This is a genomic window from Erythrobacter sp. W302b, from assembly GCF_046452395.1.
GTDB lineage: Bacteria > Pseudomonadota > Alphaproteobacteria > Sphingomonadales > Sphingomonadaceae > Erythrobacter.
Map to the genome: position 1 here is coordinate 1498479 of NZ_JBKFDH010000001.1, position 17589 is coordinate 1516067.

Sequence of the window (17589 nt, forward strand, 5' to 3'; positions counted from 1 at the left end):
CTGACACAGGTTAAAGAATCGCGCGGGAGAGGCAATGCGCAACGGGATCGACGGCCTGATGCAGGGCGGGCTGGAACAGTGGCTCGCCGGACAGGCAGACATGCGCGCGGGCGCGAAGAAGAAGGCGGCGTCGCGCTGGACGTGGGGTGCAGCGATAGCCTTGCCGGTGCTGGCGTTACTGTGGTTCGGCCCTACCCTTGATGTCGAGTTGCGGCTCTTCGCCACGATGGCCGCTGCCGCGCTGATCGCGTGGTGGGGTTACCGCCCGATCGACGCAGCCAAGCAGGCGATCAAGATCGGGATCAACTCCGCCATCGCCGCTAGCTTCGGTGTCGCCTATGCCCATGAGGTCGAACCGGGGGCCGAGTTCGAGGCGGCGCGGACCTATGGCCTGGTGCCGAGCTATGACCGGTCAAGCTTTGAAGATCGCTGGTACGGCACCCTTCAGGGGCATGACTTCAATCTCTATGAAACCCACCTCGAAGAACAGCGCGGATCGGGCAAGAACCGGCGCTGGGTGACGGTGTTTCGCGGCCCGGTGATCCACATGGGGTTTGGCCGCAGCTTCCACTCCACCACGCTGCTGGAGCGCGCGGGCAAGCACCGCAAGTGGATGGGGCTCGGCGGAGCGAGCGATCATGTCAGCTTCGATGGCCACCGGTTGGACCGGGTCGATCAGGTGAACCCGGCGTTTGGTGAAACCTTCGCGCTGTTCAGCGACGATCAGGTCGAAGCGCGGGTGCTGGTGCACCCGACCTATATCGAACACCTGCTGCGCCTCGAAAGCGCGTTCGAGGCACAGGAACTGCGTGCGCTGTTCACCAAGGGCGACGTGATCATCGCGGTCGAGGCGGACAATATGTTCGAAAGCGGGGCGATGGATGCCAGCGCCGACCGCGCCAATGCCGAACGTGCCCAGCGCCAGTTCAGCGCAATTGCGGGCCTGGCGCTGGCGATCAATCAGAACGAACGCGGACGGGTGATCGGGGCCGACCTTCCGTCCGCAAACGACTTTAGCTGAGCCGGTCGCGGAAGTCGGCGTAATCGAAGCGCTTGATGCAATCGAGCGCATCGGTTTCGGAATCCCACATCCAGATCGACGGCAGGGCCACCCCGTTGAAGGTGTTGGTCTTGACCATCGAATAATGCGCCTGGTCGAGGAACGCGAAACGCGCGCCCGGTTCGGCGGCGACGGGAAGGCGATAATCGCCGATCACATCGCCCGCGAGGCACGATGGCCCGCCCAAGCGGATCGGAATCATGTCCTCATCGGTCAATTCGCCCAGCATCGCCGGGCGATAGGGGGCTTCCAGCACATCGGGCATGTGGCAGGTCGCCGAGATATCGGTGATTCCCACCGGCATCTCGTTGAAATGCGTGTCGAGCAGCGTGCCGACCAGAATGCCGGCGTCCAAGGCTACCGCCTCTCCGGGCTCAAGGATGATCTGGCAGCCGGTGTCGGCGGCCGCATCCTTGAGGAATTCGACCAACTCCTCGCGCTGGTAATCGGCGCGGGTAATGTGGTGGCCGCCGCCCATGTTGATCCACTTCAGCTGCCCGAAGAAGGGCTCGATCACGTCGAAGACGCGGTCCCAGGTGGCCTTCAGAGGCTCGAAATCCTGTTCGCACAGGTTGTGGAAGTGGATGCCCTCAACCCCCTCCATATGCTCTTCGGTCAGCTGGTCGAGCGGGAAGCCGAGCCGCGATCCGGGGGCGCTGGGGTCATACTTGGCGACCTCGCCGGTGGGCACCTGCGGGTTGATCCGCAGGCCAACGCTGACGGCTGCGCCATTGGCCGCCGCATGATCGAGGATCAGCCGCGCCCGTTCATGCTGGAACGGCGAATTGAAGATCACGTGATCGGAGAGGCGGCAGATTTCCTCCAGCTCCTCGGGCTTGAAGGCGGCAGAATAGGTCGCGATCTCGCCATCGTAGAACTCACTCGCGAGCCGCGCTTCCCACAGACCGGAGGTGGATACGCCGTCGAGATACTCCCCGATAATCGGCGCCGCCGACCACATCGAGAACGCCTTCAGCGCGGCAAACACCTTGATGTCCGCGCCGTCGGCCGCCGCTGCATCGCGCACCTCGGCCAGCACCCGGCAATTGGCGCGCAGCTTGGCCGCGTCCACGACGAAGGCGGGGCTATCCACCCGTGACAGATCGAAATGGGCGAAAGCGCCCGGATCACCGGCTTTGGTTTGCATCAGCCGAGCGGGCTCTTGAAGATCATAAAGGCACCTCCTGCAATGAGTGCGAAACCGGCGAGCTGGCTCGGCCCAGGCGTCTGCCCGAACAGGGCCCAGGCCACCAACACGAAGCCGCCGAGAGATAGGACCTCCTGAATGGTCTTCAACTCGGCGAGCGAATAGTGGGCGATGCCGATCCGATTGGCCGGGACCGCCAGCGTGTATTCGAACAGCGCGATGCCCCAGGCCGCCCCGATTGCCGCCAGCATCCCCCAAGAGGGGGGCTTGAGATGCCAATACCACGCGACGTTCATAATCAACGCGGAGGCCGCCAGCATGGCAATGGGCAGGATTGCGGGAGTGGTCATATGGGAAGGTTTCTCGCAGAGACGCAGCAATTTTTCACACGAAGACACGAAGACACGAAGGGGTCATCGCTTGCCGATCTGTCCGAAATAATCATTGGCGATGCGTTGGAGACCCGATTTGAACGTTGGCTGCCCGAAATTCATTAGCAAACCCAGAGGCAGGTTCATGAGCCGAAGGTAGGTTAACACCTGTTTGGCATGGGCGGGCGCAATTCTCTCCGAGGATTTAAGTTCAACCAGCAAGGTGTTTTCGATCAACAAGTCGGCCCTGAATGCGTTGTCTATGACAACGCCATCATAGGTAATCGGAATCGAGACCTGCCGGCTCACCTGCAATCCTCTGCCCTCGATGACCTTGGCCAAGATCAGTTCATACGCAGACTCAAGCAGCCCCGGTCCGAGGCTTCTATGAAGATGGTAGCCGCAATCGATAACGATTGCGGCGAGTGCCTCAATCCGATCTTGATGCTCCATCTTCGTGTCTTCGTGCCTTCGTGTGCCCCTGATGGCTACATTCAGAACTCCACCGGCCCGTCCATCTCCTCGACCGTCCACGGCAACCCGTGGGCGTTGAGCATCGCCATGAAGGGATCGGGGTCCATCTGTTCGATGTTGAACACGCCCTCGCCCTGCCATTCGCCCTGCACCATCATCGCCGCGCCGATCATGGCGGGGACGCCGGTGGTGTAGCTGACCGCCTGGTTGCCCGTCTCCTCGTAAGCCGCTTCGTGCGAGCAGATGTTCTTGATGTAGAACGTCTTCTCGCCGCTGCCATCCAGCGCCTCGCCGGTGGCGATCACGCCGATGTTGGTGTTGCCCTTGGTGGTCTCGCCCAGCGTTTCGGGCTTGGGGAGGACGGCGGCGAGGAACTGCAGCGGGATGATGTCCTTGCCCTGATAATTCACCGGCTCGATCGAGGTCATGCCGACGTTCTGGAGTACGGTCAGGTGGGTGATGTACTGGTCACCGAAGGTCATCCAGAACCGCGCCCGCTCCAGCTCGGGGACGAACTTGGGGAGGCTTTCCAGCTCCTCGTGATACATCAGGTACATGTTCTTGGGGCCGACCGCCTCGAAATCGAAGCCGACCTTGGTGCTCATCGCGGGGGTCTCGACCCACGCGCCGTTCTCCCAGTGGCGCGCGGGCGCGGTCACTTCGCGGATGTTGATTTCCGGGTTGAAGTTGGTCGCAAAATGCTGGCCGTGATCGCCGCCGTTGCAATCGAGAATGTCGAGCTGGCGAATGGTCTTCAGCTTGTGCTTCTTGAGCCACATGGTGAACACCGACGTCACGCCCGGATCGAAGCCGCTCCCCAGCAGCGCCATCAGACCGGCGTCCTTGTAGCGCTCCTGATAGGCCCACTGCCACTTGTATTCGAACTTGGCCTCGTCCTTGGGCTCGTAATTGGCGGTGTCGAGGTAATCCACACCCGCCTCAAGACAGGCGTCCATGATCGGCAAATCCTGATAGGGCAGCGCGAGGTTGACCACCAGGCCGGCACCGGTCTTGCGGATCAGGTTGACCATCGCCGGGACTTCCTCGGCGTCGATCTCGTAGGTGGCGATATCGCGCCCGCAGCGCTCCTTCACGCTCGCGGCGATGGCGTCGCATTTCGATTTGGTGCGGCTGGCCAGGTGGATCTCGGGGAAGATGTCAGGGTTGAACGCCATCTTGTGGACGCAGACCGAGCTGACCCCGCCCGCACCGATAACAAGGACGGTGCTGGACTTGGTTGCGGACATGACAGGAACCTTTCGTTATGCGATGCGAATCTTGCGCGGGCCTTAGTGCAACGCGGGGCGAGGGACAAATGATCCAGAACAATGTCAGAATGCCGACGACCGAAGGCGTGAGTGCCGCTGCGCAAGCCGTCGCCGCAATCCTGCCCCCTACCCCGCTGCTGCCCATCGACATCGGCGGCGTGCAGGCCTGGGTCAAAGCCGAGGTGCTGCAACCCATCGGCGCGTTCAAGATCAGGGGCGCATGGTGGCGGCTGGTGAGCCTCTCGCCGGAGGAACGCGCTGGCGGTGTGGTCGCGGTGTCATCAGGCAATCACGCGCAAGGCGTGGCCTGGGCGGCGCGGCGGCTCGAGATCAGCGCCACCATCGTGATGCCGCATGATGCGCCCGCGGTGAAACTGGCGAACACCCGCGCACTCGGCGCCGAGGTCGTGCTCTATCAACGCCCCGGCGAAGATCGGGATGCGGTGGCGGCCAAGCTGATCGCCGAACAAGGCGGCACGCTGGTTCATGCCTTTGGCGATCCGTGGGTGATCGAAGGCCAGGGGAGCGCCGCGATCGAGATCGCCGCGCAACTGGGCCGCGCGCCCTCGCGGATCGTCGCCTGCTGCGGCGGCGGAGGGCTTGCGGCGGGGCTGGCGCTCGGCGCGCCCGACAGCGCGATCCATCCGGTCGAGCCGGTGGGGTGGGACATGGTCGGGCAATCGCTCGCCGCCGGAGCCATCGTTCCTGCTGCCCCCGATGCCCCGCGGACCATCTGCGACGCGCTCCAGCCGCTCGCGACCAAGCCGATCAACCTCGCCGTGTTGCAAGGCCGCGCGGAACCCGGCGTGGCTGTCACCGATGCCGAAGTGCGCGCCGCCCAGCGCTTTGCATTCGCCAACCTCAGGCTGGTGGTCGAACCCGGCGGCGCGGCGGCCTTGGCGGCGGCACTTGCGGGCAAGGTGCCGGTGGATGAGAGCACCGTGATCATGCTCACCGGAGGCAATGCCGATCCTGCGGCCTATGCGGCAACGATCGCGGGCGGCGACTAGCGCCCTGCCCCGTTCGCCCTGAGCTTGTCGAAGGGCTGTCTTGCTTGCGTCTCGCGCCAAGCAAGAGACGAAGAACGATCCTTCGGCAGGCTCAGGACGAACGGGCATCAAACCCGGTATCGCCCTTGTGGAAAGCGTCATACGGCCGACACGCGGCGGCCATATGGCGCACCTGACCTCACGAAAGGGCAGGCACATGGCGACACAGGCAAAGCGGATCATCGAGGACGCGGTGGTCCGCAAGGATGCAGGGCTCGGCGACAAGCTGCTCGACAAGGCCTTCGCCCTCGCCTTCAAGGGGCTGGTCTATGCCCAGATCTGGGAAGACCCGGTGGTCGATATGGAGGGCCTCGCCATCCAGCCGGACAACCGCGTGATGTGCATCGCCAGCGGCAGCTGCAACGCGCTGTCCTATCTGACCGCAAACCCCGCAAGCGTCACGGCGGTCGATCTCAACCACGCGCATGTCGCGCTCGGCCGGCTCAAGATCGCGGCAATCAGGCACCTGCCCAATTACGAGCGGTTCCACCGCTTCTTCGCGCACGCCGATCACAAGGAAAACGCCGAAGTCTATCGCAGCATGATCGCGCCGCACCTCGATCTGGTCAGCCGTGCCTATTGGGAACAGCGCGACATTCGCGGGCGACGGCGCATCTCCTACTTCACGCGCGGGATTTACCGGAAAGGCCTGCTCGGCAATTTCATCGGTGTGGCGCATGTCTTTGCCAGGCTTTACAAGATCGATCTCGGCAAGGTGCTCGCGGCGCAAACGCTGGAGGAACAGCGCGCGGTGTTCGAGCGGGAGCTGGCGCCGGTTTTCGAAAAGAAGTTCATCCGTTGGCTGACTGATCAGCCCGCCTCGCTGTTCGGCCTCGGCATTCCGCCGGCGCAGTTCGAGCATCTCGCGGGTGATGAGCGCATGGCCGAAGTGCTGCGGCGGCGGCTGGAGAAGCTGGCCTGCGATTTCGCGGTGAAGGACAACTATTTCGCGTGGCAGGCGTTCGGACGGGGCTACAGCCGCGGGGCGGATGCGCCGCTGCCGCCCTATCTCCAGCGCGACAATTGGGAGGTGATGAAGGAGCGGATCGACCGGCTCGACGTGACCCGCGCCAATATGGTCGACTGGATCGGCGCGCGCGAGGAAGCGAGCATGGACCGCTTCGTGCTGCTCGACGCGCAGGACTGGATGAACAACGCGCAGCTTGATGACCTGTGGGCCAGGATCACCCGTGCCAGCCGCCCCGGCGCGCGGGTGCTGTTCCGCACCGCTGCCGAGCCGAGCCTGCTGCCCGGCCGTCTGGATGACGCGATCCTGTCGAAGTGGCGCTACCTCGAAGAGACTTCCGCCGATTGCACCCGCCGCGACCGCTCGTCGATCTATGGCGGCGTGCATGTGTACGAGCTGGCGTAGTGGCTAGCGCGGGTTCGTCTCACGCGGCGCTGATGGACGAGGTCTATCGCGGGCAGCGGCACATCTATGACCTGACTCGCAAGTACTACCTGTTCGGGCGCGATACGCTGATTGCGGGGCTGGATGCGCGGCCGGGGATGCGGGTGCTCGAAGTGGCGTGCGGGACGGGACGCAATCTGGCGAAAGTCGGCAAGGCGTGGCCGGGGGTGCGCTTGTTCGGCCTCGATATCTCCGCCGAAATGCTGAAAAGTGCCCGTGCGGCGCTGGGGGCTGAAGCGCGGCTGGGCGAAGACGATGCCTGTGCGTTCGATCCGCAGGCGCTGCTCGGCGAACCGGCGTTTGAACGGATCGTGCTGTCCTATTCGCTGTCGATGATCCCCGATTGGGAAGGCGCACTGGATCACGCGGCAGGGCAGCTGGCGGATGCGGGCGAGCTGCACGTCGTCGACTTTGGTGACCTCCAGGGTCTGCCGGGCCCCTTCCAGGCCCTGCTGCGGGCGTGGCTAGCCAGATTTCACGTGGAGCCGCGCACCGCCTTGCCCGCCGTTGCCGCCCGGATTGCCCATGCCCGAGGGCTTCGGCTGGAAAGTCGGCGCGGCCCGCTCGGATATTACCAGTTGCACGTGCTGAGCGCCTGACAGCGTTCGAATCGCTGGAAAACTACAGGGTTCGCCCTTGCCTGATGCTGCCGCCTCCCTAATCCCTTGCGGGTGAGCGCACATATCGACATCGGCCAGGATTCAGGGCGGCAAAAGGTCACGATTGACCTTGAGGAACTGCTCGCCACGCGCCTGCTGGTGCAGGGCAATTCGGGATCGGGCAAGTCGCACCTGCTGCGCCGCTTGCTGGAGGAATGCGCCGGGCAGGTGCAGCAGGTGGTGATCGATCCCGAGGGCGACTTCGTCACGCTGGCGGACGCCTTCGGCCATGTGGTGATCGACGGCGCGGCCTATTCCCCGCGCGAGATCGAAGCTCTGGCGGCGCGGGTGCGGCAACACCGGGCCTCGGTCGTGCTCACGCTCGACGAACTTGAAGTGGAACAGCAGATCCGCTGTGCCGCGCTGTTCCTCACCGCGCTGTTCGATGCCCCGAGGGAGCATTGGTATCCGGCGCTGGTGGTGGTCGACGAAGCACAGATGTTCGCGCCCGCCGCTGCGGGCGAGATGAGCGATGACACCCGCCGCCTGACGCTGTCCGCCATGACCAACCTGATGTGCCGGGGCCGCAAGCGCGGGCTGGCCGGGATTGTCGCGACTCAGCGCCTTGCCAAGCTCGCAAAGAATGTCGCGGCTGAAGCCAGCAACTTCCTGATGGGGCGTACCTTTCTCGACATCGATATGCAGCGCGCAGCCGATCTGCTCGGGATGGAGCGACGGCAGGCCGAGCGCATCCGTGATCTGCAACGCGGGCAGTTTCTCGGCCTCGGCCCGGCGATCAGCCGTCGGCCGGTGGCGGTCAATGTCGGCCCGGTCCGCACGGGTGGTCGCAGTGGTGGCGGCGGGCTGCTCCCCCTCCCCGAGGCCGATGGCGATGCGATGGAAGCGCTGCTGACCGACCGGCTGGCCGAAGCGGCCAGTGACACGGGTATTCGCCGTCCGCCGCCCCCACCCCGCCCGGCGGTCGATCTCGAACAAGCCTTGCGCGCCGTCCCGCCCCTGCCGCCCGCGCCTCAGCCGGTGCCGCAGGCTAGCGCTGCACCGCCGGCTCCCAAGCCTGCTGCCGCTCCGCCCCCGCCTGCCATGTCCGCAGCCAGCGCGGAGGATGTCGTGCGCGAACTTGCGCGCAGCGAAGGGGCCACCTTCCGGCCCGCAACCGCGCTGTTCCGCGATTTCGCGATCCGGTGCCGCCAGCAGGGAGTCGCCAGCGTGCAGATCGACCTCGCGCGGTTCCGTCGCATGTTCGCCCGCGAAATCGGCGGACTTGGTCGGCTCGAAGGCGCGCTGCGTGACAGGGTCGAGGCGATGATCGCAGGCGTCGATGACGATGTGCTCGCGCCCTATCTCGCCATGCTGGTCGCAGAGGTCTTGGGAGAACCAATGCCGGACGAGGAGGAACTCGCGCGGCTTTATGGCAGCTCCTCACCCAGCCGCATCCGCCGCTTGCTCGACCATCTCGAGCGCAGCGGATTGATCGTGGTGCGCGAGGAATTCGGCGGAGAGCGGGTTATCACCGTCCCCGGCGTGTCCGACTGCGACAATACCACCAAAGCCGCCTGACGCAGCGGAGCCGCGCGGGTCAGCCCGCGGCGGCTTCCCGGAAGGTGACGAGCCTGCGCTTGTCCTCGTCCCACAGGGTCAACAGCAGCGGGCTGAGCGTCTGGGGCACCGTAAAGCGGTTGAGATCACGCAGCTGCGGGTGGGCCTTCAGCACCTCCTGCAAGCGATAGAACGGAATGCGGCTCGCGAGGTGGTGAACGTGGTGGACGCCGATATTGGCGGTGAACCAGCGCAGCGGCTGCGGCAGATCGAGGTGGGAGCTCCCGCGCAACGCTGCCTCATGGAAGGTCCAATTCTCGCGCCGGTCCCAATGCGCATCCTCAAACTGGTGCTGGATGTAGAACAGATAGACGCCGGTTGACGCAGCGATCATCAGCGCAGGGAGCACCACCAGCAGCGTCGTCCCGAGGCCAAAGGCATAGATCAGGCCTGCAAGGACACCAGCGGTTGCCAGATTGGTCGCCATCGAACTCACCCAATAGATCGAGCCTTCTTTCATCAGACCGATCGGCAAGCGATGGCGGAGCAGGAACAGATAGGCCGGGCCCAACCCCAGAAGGATCAGCGGGTGGCGATAGGCGCGGTACAGGAAGCGTTGCAGCGGGTTGAGCGCCCGAAACTCCCTCACCGTCAGAGTGTCGACATCGCCAAATCCGCGGGCGTCGAGATTGCCGGTGTTGGCGTGGTGCAGCGTGTGCGACCGGCGCCAACAATCATAGGGTGTGAAGGTCAGCACGCCGAGCGCGCGGCCGATCCAGTCATTGCCTGCCCGCTTGGTCAGGAACGCGCCATGCCCGCAATCGTGCTGGATGATGAAAACCCGCAGCAGCAGCAGCCCTGCGAGCGGTGCCAATGCCAGCGCCACGAAATAGCCCGCATCGATAGCGAACAGCATGCCGAGAATCACCGCGAGGAACGGAACCAGAGTGATCGCCAGCTCCCAGATGCTCCGCCCGGTATGTGGTTTGATGAAGGGCTTGAGCTGCGAAACCAGCTTTCGCGGTTCCAGCGAAACAGCGTCCGCAGCGGCCGCGGACATAGGAGCGTGCATTAATTCTCTTCCCAACCCAATAACATTCCAGAACCCGATACAGGCATCTTTGCCAAACCACCAGTCAGCGCGGCGCTAGCAAATCCAAGGATCCTGCCGCGCCGCACAGCGCAAACGGGCAGCTGCTGCGCATGGTGCATCGGCAAGCATTGCGGGTCCATTAAAGCCGGGCACACCATGCGTTTTCCAGACGTCAAAACCGAGACAAGCGGCCCCCTGGGACTCGCGGGGCGATGTCAGTCGGCGGGAACAACCGGGGCGACAGCGGTAACCGACACGTTCTGGCTGTTCATCTCCAGCGGCCCGAAGGCGGTCAGGAAGGCCACATCGCCAATATCGCGGCCCACCCCGATCAGCACCGTTTCATCGGCTTTGGCCATGTCGGTGGCATCGACCAGATGCCATTCCCCGTCGAGGAAGACTTCGACCACGGCGTGGAAATCTGGCGGGGTCACGCCGAGCGCGTAAACACTGGCGATCCGCGCCGGAATGTCTGCCGCGCGGGCGAAGGTGATCATCAGATGCGCATAATCCCGGCAGATACCCTCCCGGCCCTGGAAGGTGTCGATCGCGGTCGTATCCGAATTGCTGGAGCCCGGCACGTAGGACAGGTGCCGGGCGATCCAGTCCCGCATCGCCGCGATCTTGGCGCCACCCTCCAGCGCGCCGAACTCGGTCTGCACCAGATCGACGAACTGGTTCGACGGGCAGTAACGGGAGGCGAACAGGTAGGGGACAGCCTCGCCCGGCAAACGGTGAAACGGCACCGCCGGCAGGAGCGCGTAATCGGCCGGGCTGCGGTCGATGGTCACCCTGGCCTGATAGTCGACCTGCATCTGCCCTGCCGTGCGAAGCCAGATGCGCTCACCGATATGGTCCTGCGCTGCGACGCGGCCGAAATAGTCATGCGGCGTGACCGTGATGTGCGCTTGCTCAATCCGCTGCCCGGCAATGGCGGCAGCCTCCACTTGCAGCAGGACATCACATGGTGCCTCGAACCAGTAATCCAGCTGCACGTTGATTTGGAGAGTCACGATCAGCGTTCCATTCGCAAAAAGATCCCAGCGGGTGCCACGGGGTATCCCGCATGTACCTCGCCAGCCGGTGCATTGTTTCTGAAGTGGTCGAAAGAATCAGCACGGCGCCAATCGCGCCTTGCCCACGTGGGCTTGTAAGGCACCACAGGCTTGCAAGCCAGCCTCGCCGCGCGGGAGCATCCGCCGCCGGGAGACAAAGCCGCTGCGGGCCGATATAGGCCCCGGCATGGCCCGGCTGATCCTGTTCAACAAACCCTTCGGTGTGCTGTCGCAATTCACCGATCGCGGATCCGAGACGGTGCGTGCGACCCTTTCGGATTTCATCTCGGTGCCGGATGTCTATCCCGCCGGACGGCTCGACCGCGATAGCGAGGGGCTGCTGCTGTTGTGCGACGATGGCCGATTGCAGGCGCGGATCGCGGACCCGCGGTTCAAGCTGCCCAAGACCTATCTGGTGCAAGTCGAAGGCGATCCGCAGGATGAGGCTTTGGCGGCCTTGCGCAAGGGCGTCCGCCTCAAGGATGGTATGACCCTGCCCGCCGCGGTCGAGCGGATCGCTCCGCCCGACCTATGGCCGCGCAATCCGCCCATCCGCGAGCGCAAGTCGATCCCCGATAGCTGGCTGAAGCTCACGATCCGCGAAGGTCGCAACCGGCAGGTGCGGCGCATGACAGCGGCGGTGGGGCTTCCGACCTTGCGATTGGTGCGCTGGTCAATCGGTGACTGGACCGTCGCCGGGATCGCCCCCGGCGATTTTACCGAGATCACGGTCTAGTCAGCCGCGCTGGCGTCAGTCCTCAGCGTCAAAGGCAAGACTGCCCGCGTTGACCAACAGCGCGATGACCTCCAGCGTTGCAGGCGCGCTGTTCGGCGACACCGCCAGCTCGGTTTCCGCGCAGACCCGTTCGGCAAAGCGGGCCGTTTCGTCACTGCACGCAATACATTGCCCGTCCACAAACAGGAGAAGCGATGTCTCCGTCTCGCGGATCAGCGAGAACCGGCTGGCCGGATTGCGCACCAGCGTCATGCCGGCGGCAAGCCGCTGCTGAACGTCATCCGCGTCTTCAGCGTGTTCCGGGCGCCAGTCGATCTCCGGGTTCTTGGGTGTGGTGTTGTATTGACCGAACCACCGCGCAAACCGGGCCTTGTCGAACAGGGTCTCGGCAATCATGGCCTGCAACTGCGCAAGCGCATCGGCGGTGATTTCGCCGGGGTTGTCCTGTTGCTGAAGGTGCGGATCGCTGTAGCGGTCACTGTCCGACAGATCGGGGATCATGTCATCGGCCCAAGCCTCGATCAGTTCCGCCCGCGAGGGCGCGCGAAAGCCGATGGAATAGGTCATGCAATCATCCCCGATCGCGACGCCGCGATGGGCCACACGCGGGGGCACGTAGAGCATGTCGCCGGGTTCGAGGATCCATTCCTCGGTCGCCTCGAACTCTGCGAGCAGGCGCAACCCATCATGCGGCAGCAGCTCGGTCTCGTCATCGCACAAGCCGCCAAGTTCCCAGCGACGGCGGCCGAGGCCCTGCACCAGAAACACGTCATAGTGATCGAAATGCGCGCCCACCCCGCCACCATCGACCGCATAGCTGACCATCACATCATCGATGCGCCAATTGGGCACGAAGCGAAACGGCTCAAGCAAGGCGGCAACGCTCGGCAGATGGTGGTCGACCGATTGCACCAGCAGTGTCCACGGATCACGGCCCGCCTTGGCAAAGCGGCTTTCGGGCACGGGGCCGTGTTCCAGCTCCCACGCATGATCCCGCCGCGTGATGATGCGCGATTCGACCAGCGGCTCGCAGGCAAGGCCCGCCAGCTCGTCAGGGTCGACCGGATTGGTCCAGCTGTCCCATGCCGAGCGGATCAGCAGCGGCTTTTGTTGCCAATAATCCTTCAGGAAGGCGGTAAGGTCGAAGTTGCTGAGCTGCATTCACTTGCGGCGTTTGCGCGCGGCATAACGCGCATCGCGCGCCGCCTTCAACTCGGCCTCGGTCTTCTTCGGAGCGTCGGCCTTCTCGCTCTTACGCAGCGCTTCGGCACGCTTTTCCTCAAGCAGACGCTGCTTTTCCTCGCGCAATTGCCGGGCTTTCTCGCTCTTTTCAGCGGCAAGCGCTTCGCGCTTTGCGCGGCGTTCAAGCCGTTCGGCCAAGGCGGCAGCGTCCAGCTGCGGTGCTACCTTCATCTTTTCCAGAGCCCTGTCCTTCGCCTGGGCAGAGGCCGCAGCCCTGTCCTGAAAGCTCGGCTCTTTGAAACCTCTCATCGGTATTTTCTCCTGCCGGCATGCCAATCGCAGCACGGCCCAATTGCATGACTACGGGAAAATCCCGGCGGTGGCGGTGTCTGCGGCGCGCGATGGCAACCGGTCGTATCCGCGCCACAAAAACGCGCGGATCAAACGCTCACGACGTGGCCCCTAGAGGATCATCGCCGGGATCAACAGGCCTGATCGACGGTGGCCATGCAATATTGCTCGATGCGGGCGTCGACAGGGCGCAGCTCCCTCCCTATCGACCGCCGGTGACATAGAGGCACTGACCCGTTACCCAGCTTGCCGCGGGCGAGGCCATGAAGACCACCGCGGCGGCGATATCCTCGGGGTCGCCATAACGGCCCAGCGGGATCCCGATCATGCCGAGCAGCTTCTCGCGCTTCTCTTCGGTATCCGTGCCCATGCATTCATCGAAATTCTCCGTCGGCACCGGGCCCGGCGCGACGGCGTTGACTCTGATCTTGGGCGCCAGTTCAACCGAGAGCGTGCTTGTCAGACTGTTCACCGCCGCCTTGGCCGCGCCATAGGGCCCGTTCTTGACCTGCGGACCGAAGGCCGAGCGTGACGAGATATTGACGATCGCCCCGCCCCTCTCGCCCATATGCCGTGCCGCAACACTGGCTCCCATCCACACCGCTTTGAGGTTCAGCGCGATCTGCGCGTCGAAATTCTCTTCAGGCGTCCGAGTGAGATAGCGCGGCGTGGCATCGGGAATGCCCCCTGCATTGTTGACCCAGATGGTCAGCTTGCCAAAGTGCGCAATGGTTGCCTCGGCCAAGCGGTCGAGCGCCGCGCCATCGGTCGCGTCCGTGACCAGCGGAAGGGCGCGGCGGCCCAGAGCAGTGATTGCATGCGCGACAGCCTCAAGATCCGCCTGCGTGCGCGACGCCACCACGACATCCGCGCCAGCTTCGGCCAAGGCCATCGCGATCGCCCGCCCGATCCCCTTGCCCGCTCCGGTGACCACCGCCACCTCCCCATCGAGCCGAAACCGATCCAGAATCCCCATGACACCCCCTGCGTTGCAAAGCCGCAGACAAACCTACGGCCGCGACGGACCAGGAATACTGACGCTTCAAATAGGCGCACCATCCCGATTGGCCGTTGGAACCGCTGGCGAGGGCGTGGGTTGTTGGGCAATGCTGCCGGGCATCGCCGGGCTTTCGGCCCAAGGTGGGTGGCTTCAAGAATAGCGGTCGCTGGCTTGATCTCACGGATCCGAGCAGTTAGACCTCGCGTCAGCGGGGCGAAGCAACCTCCCGTTCAGGCCGAGAAAAGCCCAAGCGTTGCCTCGTAATCTTGCCTCATCGGGCAAGGTGCATGGTGCGAGGTTCACTTGGCGTCACTCACTGCTTCTCCTTCTGTCACATTCACTGATCTGTTGCGGGTGTTCACCCGCGTCGGCCTGCTTAGCTTTGGCGGGCCTGCGGGCCAGATCGCGCTGATGCACCGCGAGCTGGTCGAAGACCGCGCATGGATCGGCGAGGATGATTTCCTCCACGCGCTCAACTTCTGCCACTTGCTGCCCGGGCCAGAAGCGCAGCAGCTTGCCACATGGATCGGGTGGCGGCTGCATGGATGGCGCGGCGGGCTGGCGGCGGGACTGCTGTTCGTCATCCCCGGCGCTCTGATCATTCTGGCGCTGTCGGTGCTTTATGGCGTTGCGGCCAACCTGAACTGGGTTGAAGCGCTGTTCCTTGGCGTAAAGGCCGCCGTCCTGGCGATTGTCGTTCAGGCTTTGCTGCGGATCGCGGGGCGCGCGTTGGACACCCAGCTGAAGCGTGTGCTGGCAATGGCGGCGTTTGTCGGGCTGTTCCTGTTCGATCTGCCCTTCCCCCTGATTGTGCTGGGTTCCGGGCTCATCGGCATGGCGGTCGCGGCAAAGCGGCCTGATTTGCTGGCGCTCAAGACAGGCAAAGCGGGAGCGGTGCCGCCGGAACGTCCCTGGCGCAGCACGGTCCTGTCGGTGGCGGTGTGGGGCACTGTTTGGGCCGCACCGATGGTGCTGATCGCGGTGACGCTGGGTCGGGACCACGTGTTGTGGGAGATCGGCGCATTCTTCTCGCAATTGGCGATCGTCACCTTTGGCGGGGCCTATGCTGTGCTGGCCTATATGGCGCAGGAAGCTGTGCAGGGTTTCGGCTGGCTTCAGCCCGGCGAGATGGCCGACGGGTTGGGTCTTGCCGAAACGACGCCGGGACCGCTGATCCTGGTCACGCAATTCGTCGGCTATCTTGCGGCGTTTCGCGCGCCCGAGCCGTTTTCGCCCCTGCTTGCCGGACTCCTCGGCGCGGGGCTGACGACGTGGGTGACCTTTGCGCCGTGCTTCATGTGGATCTTTGCCTTTGCGCCGTGGATCGACCGGCTCGGCAATGCCGTGCGGCTAAAGGGTGGGCTGGCGGCCGTCACAGCGGCGGTCGTCGGTGTGATTGCAAACCTGACCGCGTGGTTTGCGCTGCATGTGCTGTTTGCCGAGGTCGGCCAGCGCCAATTCGGGCCCCTGCGCCTCTATTGGCCCGATCCGGCAAGCTTGGACTGGCGCGCGGCCTTGTTGGCGGCGCTCGCCTGCGGGCTCGCATTCGGTCTGAAATGGTCGGTGCTGCGCATCCTCGTGGTCTGCGCCGCAGGCGGGCTCGCCTTGAGCCTCCCGCTTTAGAGCCATCCTGCCGCCCAAGCGATCACCACCGCGGCTGGCACCAGCAGGGCTTGCGCCAGCAGCGTGCCGGCAAGGCGGCTCAACGACACCCAGATCATCGCGCGGCGAAAGGTTGCCTCGCTGACGCTGCCATCGACCACATCGTCGGTCAGCGCCGAGATTTGCGGGTCGATCAGCGCGAATAGCAGGATCGTGGCAAAGCCGTTGACGATGGCGGTCATCTGCGACGCGGTGACCCGGAACTCCGGCACCAGGTATCCGGCATAGAGCGAGGCCAGCACGCCCACCGCCAGCAGGCCTTGCGCCGCAGCATTGGCGATCAGCACCGGCCAGCTCACGCCGCGCGGGCCCTTGAGCGATCGCAACGTCTCGGCAGACGGCAGCGCGACCGAATCCCGGATCGTGCTGAGGCCCGCTGGCGTGATGCTCCTGAGCAGCAGCCGTGTGGTGGAACGGTTCACTTGAAAGAAGCCGATCGCGGCGGCGAACAGGCGCTGAAAGGTCGGCACCAGCACAATCCCGAGCGCCACGGCCGCGGCGGCGGATAGCAGCACCAGCCGCAGGTCGAACAGCAAGGCGTCACCCGCGCCCTTCGCCAGCCCGGTCTCGATGCGCTTGGCCAGGAAAGGCCCGAGGAAACCGTTCGACGTGCGCGAGACCAGCAGCAGGACGTTGAACAGCGCAAAGCTCAGCGCGATCCGCCCCGTGCGCACCCCGGCGATGCGCGCGGCATAGGCGAGCGCACCAATAAGGTTGATCACGCCGGTCAGCGCGCAAATTGCGATCAGTTCGGTATCCATGCTGCTTCCCAAGGGCCTAGATGATCGGCCACGCCTTGATGATGCTGTAGCTGCTGGTCACGATCAGCACCATCGCCACCGCCAGCAGCAGCATGCGCGGCTGAACGCGGTTGGCAAGGATCGCCCCGAACGGCGCGGCGATCACCCCGCCGATGATCAGGCCGACGGTGATCGTCGTGAAGGCGGCAAAGCCAAGCGTGGCGATGAAGGCGATCGAGATCGACAAGGTCAGCAGGAACTCGGCGGAATTGACCGTGCCGATGATCTTCCGCGGATCGCCGCCCTGGATCAGCAGGTTGGAGGTGACCACGGGCCCCCACCCGCCCCCGCCCGCCGCGTCAAGGAACCCGCCGGCCAGCGCCAGCGGCCGAGTGTAACGCGGGTCCTCGAACCGCGGCTGGGACATACGGACCGCCCGCCACAACAGATAGAACCCGATCCCCGTGAGGTAGATCATCACAAAAGGCCGCGCCGCCGAGGCATCAATGCTCGACAACAGATAGGCGCCGCTCACCCCGCCCAGCACGCCGAAGGGGACCAGCCGCCAGAACAGCCCCCAATCGACATTGCGGTGCCAGATATGGCTCGCCCCCGATGCCCCGGTGGTGAACAGCTCGACCAGATGGACGCTGGCCGACGCCGTCGCGGCTGGCACCCCGAGGGCGCTCACCAGCAAGGTCTGGGTAATGACCCCGAAGGCCATGCCCAGTGCCCCATCGATCATCTGCGCGGCCATGCCGATGGCGATGAACGGCGCGATGTCGATGAGGATCGAGGTGATGTCAGGCATGAGGCGGTCCTCTCTGCACGTGG

At 64.5% G+C, this 17589-nt stretch carries 18 protein-coding genes; 7 read left to right on the forward strand and 11 right to left on the reverse strand.

All coding sequences use genetic code 11. The annotated features are described in order from the left end of the window. Positions 1-34: 34 nt before the first annotated feature. Positions 35-1021, forward strand: a complete 987-nt coding sequence (locus ACLBKT_RS07240) for a DUF3137 domain-containing protein (protein WP_410182262.1) — start codon at positions 35-37, stop codon at positions 1019-1021. On the opposite strand, the gene ACLBKT_RS07245 is transcribed toward ACLBKT_RS07240, so the two are convergent. The 4 genes from ACLBKT_RS07245 to ACLBKT_RS07260 form a co-directional block, all read right to left on the reverse strand. Then, positions 1014-2207, reverse strand: a complete 1194-nt coding sequence (locus tag ACLBKT_RS07245; RefSeq protein ID WP_410182263.1) for a carboxynorspermidine decarboxylase — start codon at positions 2205-2207, stop codon at positions 1014-1016. The two genes, ACLBKT_RS07240 and ACLBKT_RS07245, sit on opposite strands and share 8 nt — an antisense overlap. Next, complete coding sequence (locus ACLBKT_RS07250) at positions 2207-2557, reverse strand: DMT family protein (protein ID WP_410182264.1); 351 nt, start codon at positions 2555-2557, stop codon at positions 2207-2209. The genes ACLBKT_RS07245 and ACLBKT_RS07250 overlap by 1 nt, the downstream gene beginning before the upstream one ends. A 63-nt stretch (positions 2558-2620) precedes the next feature. Then, the gene (locus ACLBKT_RS07255; protein ID WP_410182265.1) at positions 2621-3031 is read right to left on the reverse strand and encodes a GxxExxY protein; all 411 of its coding nucleotides are present in this window, start codon (positions 3029-3031) and stop codon (positions 2621-2623) included. Between the two features lie 41 nt (positions 3032-3072). Next, positions 3073-4299, reverse strand: coding sequence for a saccharopine dehydrogenase family protein (locus ACLBKT_RS07260; RefSeq protein WP_410182266.1), 1227 nt, complete (start codon positions 4297-4299; stop codon positions 3073-3075). A gap of 68 nt (positions 4300-4367) precedes the next feature. On the opposite strand from ACLBKT_RS07260, the gene ACLBKT_RS07265 reads away from it, so the two are divergent. From ACLBKT_RS07265 to ACLBKT_RS07280, 4 genes are all read left to right on the forward strand, one after another. After that, a complete protein-coding gene (locus tag ACLBKT_RS07265) occupies positions 4368-5330 on the forward strand; it encodes a threonine/serine dehydratase (RefSeq protein ID WP_410182267.1) in 963 nt (320 codons plus the stop codon). A 196-nt stretch (positions 5331-5526) separates the two neighbouring features. Then, positions 5527-6741 carry a DUF3419 family protein gene (locus ACLBKT_RS07270; protein ID WP_410182268.1) on the forward strand — a complete coding sequence of 405 codons (1215 nt, stop codon included), beginning with the start codon at positions 5527-5529 and terminating at the stop codon, positions 6739-6741. Continuing rightward, entirely contained in the window at positions 6741-7379 is a 639-nt protein-coding gene (locus tag ACLBKT_RS07275) for a class I SAM-dependent methyltransferase (RefSeq protein WP_410182269.1), read from the forward strand. Before ACLBKT_RS07270 ends, ACLBKT_RS07275 begins: the two co-directional genes overlap by 1 nt. Before the next feature lie 72 nt (positions 7380-7451). Beyond that, positions 7452-8957: a helicase HerA domain-containing protein gene (locus ACLBKT_RS07280; protein ID WP_410182270.1), complete on the forward strand. Its 1506-nt coding sequence runs from the start codon at positions 7452-7454 to the stop codon at positions 8955-8957. Between the two features lie 19 nt (positions 8958-8976). On the opposite strand, the gene ACLBKT_RS07285 is transcribed toward ACLBKT_RS07280, so the two are convergent. Further along, a complete protein-coding gene (locus ACLBKT_RS07285) occupies positions 8977-9996 on the reverse strand; it encodes a fatty acid desaturase (RefSeq protein ID WP_410182271.1) in 1020 nt (339 codons plus the stop codon). Between the two features lie 248 nt (positions 9997-10244). After that, positions 10245-11042: a transglutaminase-like domain-containing protein gene (locus ACLBKT_RS07290; protein ID WP_410182272.1), complete on the reverse strand. Its 798-nt coding sequence runs from the start codon at positions 11040-11042 to the stop codon at positions 10245-10247. A gap of 229 nt (positions 11043-11271) precedes the next feature. Here ACLBKT_RS07290 and ACLBKT_RS07295 point away from each other — a divergent pair, with 229 nt between their 5' ends. Next, positions 11272-11820 (forward strand): pseudouridine synthase, encoded by a 549-nt coding sequence (locus ACLBKT_RS07295; protein WP_410182273.1) that lies wholly within the window; start codon positions 11272-11274, stop codon positions 11818-11820. Positions 11821-11835: 15 nt separating this feature from the next. On the opposite strand, the gene ACLBKT_RS07300 is transcribed toward ACLBKT_RS07295, so the two are convergent. From ACLBKT_RS07300 to ACLBKT_RS07310, 3 genes are all read right to left on the reverse strand, one after another. Next, positions 11836-12981: a JmjC domain-containing protein gene (locus tag ACLBKT_RS07300; protein WP_410182274.1), complete on the reverse strand. Its 1146-nt coding sequence runs from the start codon at positions 12979-12981 to the stop codon at positions 11836-11838. After that, positions 12982-13311, reverse strand: a complete 330-nt coding sequence (locus ACLBKT_RS07305; protein WP_410182275.1) for a DUF6481 family protein — start codon at positions 13309-13311, stop codon at positions 12982-12984. Positions 13312-13555: 244 nt separating this feature from the next. Further along, on the reverse strand, positions 13556-14329 hold the full coding sequence (locus ACLBKT_RS07310; RefSeq protein WP_410182276.1) for an SDR family NAD(P)-dependent oxidoreductase: 774 nt from the start codon (positions 14327-14329) through the stop codon (positions 13556-13558). Between the two features lie 327 nt (positions 14330-14656). On the opposite strand from ACLBKT_RS07310, the gene chrA reads away from it, so the two are divergent. After that, positions 14657-15976 (forward strand): chromate efflux transporter, encoded by a 1320-nt coding sequence (gene chrA, locus ACLBKT_RS07315; RefSeq protein WP_410182277.1) that lies wholly within the window; start codon positions 14657-14659, stop codon positions 15974-15976. Here chrA and ACLBKT_RS07320 read toward each other — a convergent pair. After that, positions 15973-16776 (reverse strand): lipid II flippase Amj family protein, encoded by an 804-nt coding sequence (locus ACLBKT_RS07320; protein ID WP_410182278.1) that lies wholly within the window; start codon positions 16774-16776, stop codon positions 15973-15975. The two genes, chrA and ACLBKT_RS07320, sit on opposite strands and share 4 nt — an antisense overlap. A gap of 16 nt (positions 16777-16792) precedes the next feature. After that, positions 16793-17566, reverse strand: a complete 774-nt coding sequence (locus tag ACLBKT_RS07325; RefSeq protein WP_410182279.1) for a sulfite exporter TauE/SafE family protein — start codon at positions 17564-17566, stop codon at positions 16793-16795. Between the last annotated feature and the right edge of the window lie 23 nt (positions 17567-17589).

Coding starts and splice junctions, on each gene's coding strand:
- ACLBKT_RS07245 (WP_410182263.1), bottom strand. CDS start 2,207: ATGCAAACCAAAGCCGGTGATCCGGGCGCTTTCGCCCATTTCGATCTG.
- ACLBKT_RS07260 (WP_410182266.1), bottom strand. CDS start 4,299: ATGTCCGCAACCAAGTCCAGCACCGTCCTTGTTATCGGTGCGGGCGGG.
- ACLBKT_RS07325 (WP_410182279.1), bottom strand. CDS start 17,566: ATGCCTGACATCACCTCGATCCTCATCGACATCGCGCCGTTCATCGCC.
- ACLBKT_RS07265 (WP_410182267.1), top strand. CDS start 4,368: ATGATCCAGAACAATGTCAGAATGCCGACGACCGAAGGCGTGAGTGCC.
- ACLBKT_RS07295 (WP_410182273.1), top strand. CDS start 11,272: ATGGCCCGGCTGATCCTGTTCAACAAACCCTTCGGTGTGCTGTCGCAA.
- ACLBKT_RS07305 (WP_410182275.1), bottom strand. CDS start 13,311: ATGAGAGGTTTCAAAGAGCCGAGCTTTCAGGACAGGGCTGCGGCCTCT.
- ACLBKT_RS07240 (WP_410182262.1), top strand. CDS start 35: ATGCGCAACGGGATCGACGGCCTGATGCAGGGCGGGCTGGAACAGTGG.
- ACLBKT_RS07250 (WP_410182264.1), bottom strand. CDS start 2,557: ATGACCACTCCCGCAATCCTGCCCATTGCCATGCTGGCGGCCTCCGCG.
- ACLBKT_RS07320 (WP_410182278.1), bottom strand. CDS start 16,776: ATGGATACCGAACTGATCGCAATTTGCGCGCTGACCGGCGTGATCAAC.
- ACLBKT_RS07310 (WP_410182276.1), bottom strand. CDS start 14,329: ATGGGGATTCTGGATCGGTTTCGGCTCGATGGGGAGGTGGCGGTGGTC.
- ACLBKT_RS07255 (WP_410182265.1), bottom strand. CDS start 3,031: ATGGAGCATCAAGATCGGATTGAGGCACTCGCCGCAATCGTTATCGAT.
- ACLBKT_RS07270 (WP_410182268.1), top strand. CDS start 5,527: ATGGCGACACAGGCAAAGCGGATCATCGAGGACGCGGTGGTCCGCAAG.
- ACLBKT_RS07285 (WP_410182271.1), bottom strand. CDS start 9,996: ATGTCCGCGGCCGCTGCGGACGCTGTTTCGCTGGAACCGCGAAAGCTG.
- ACLBKT_RS07300 (WP_410182274.1), bottom strand. CDS start 12,981: ATGCAGCTCAGCAACTTCGACCTTACCGCCTTCCTGAAGGATTATTGG.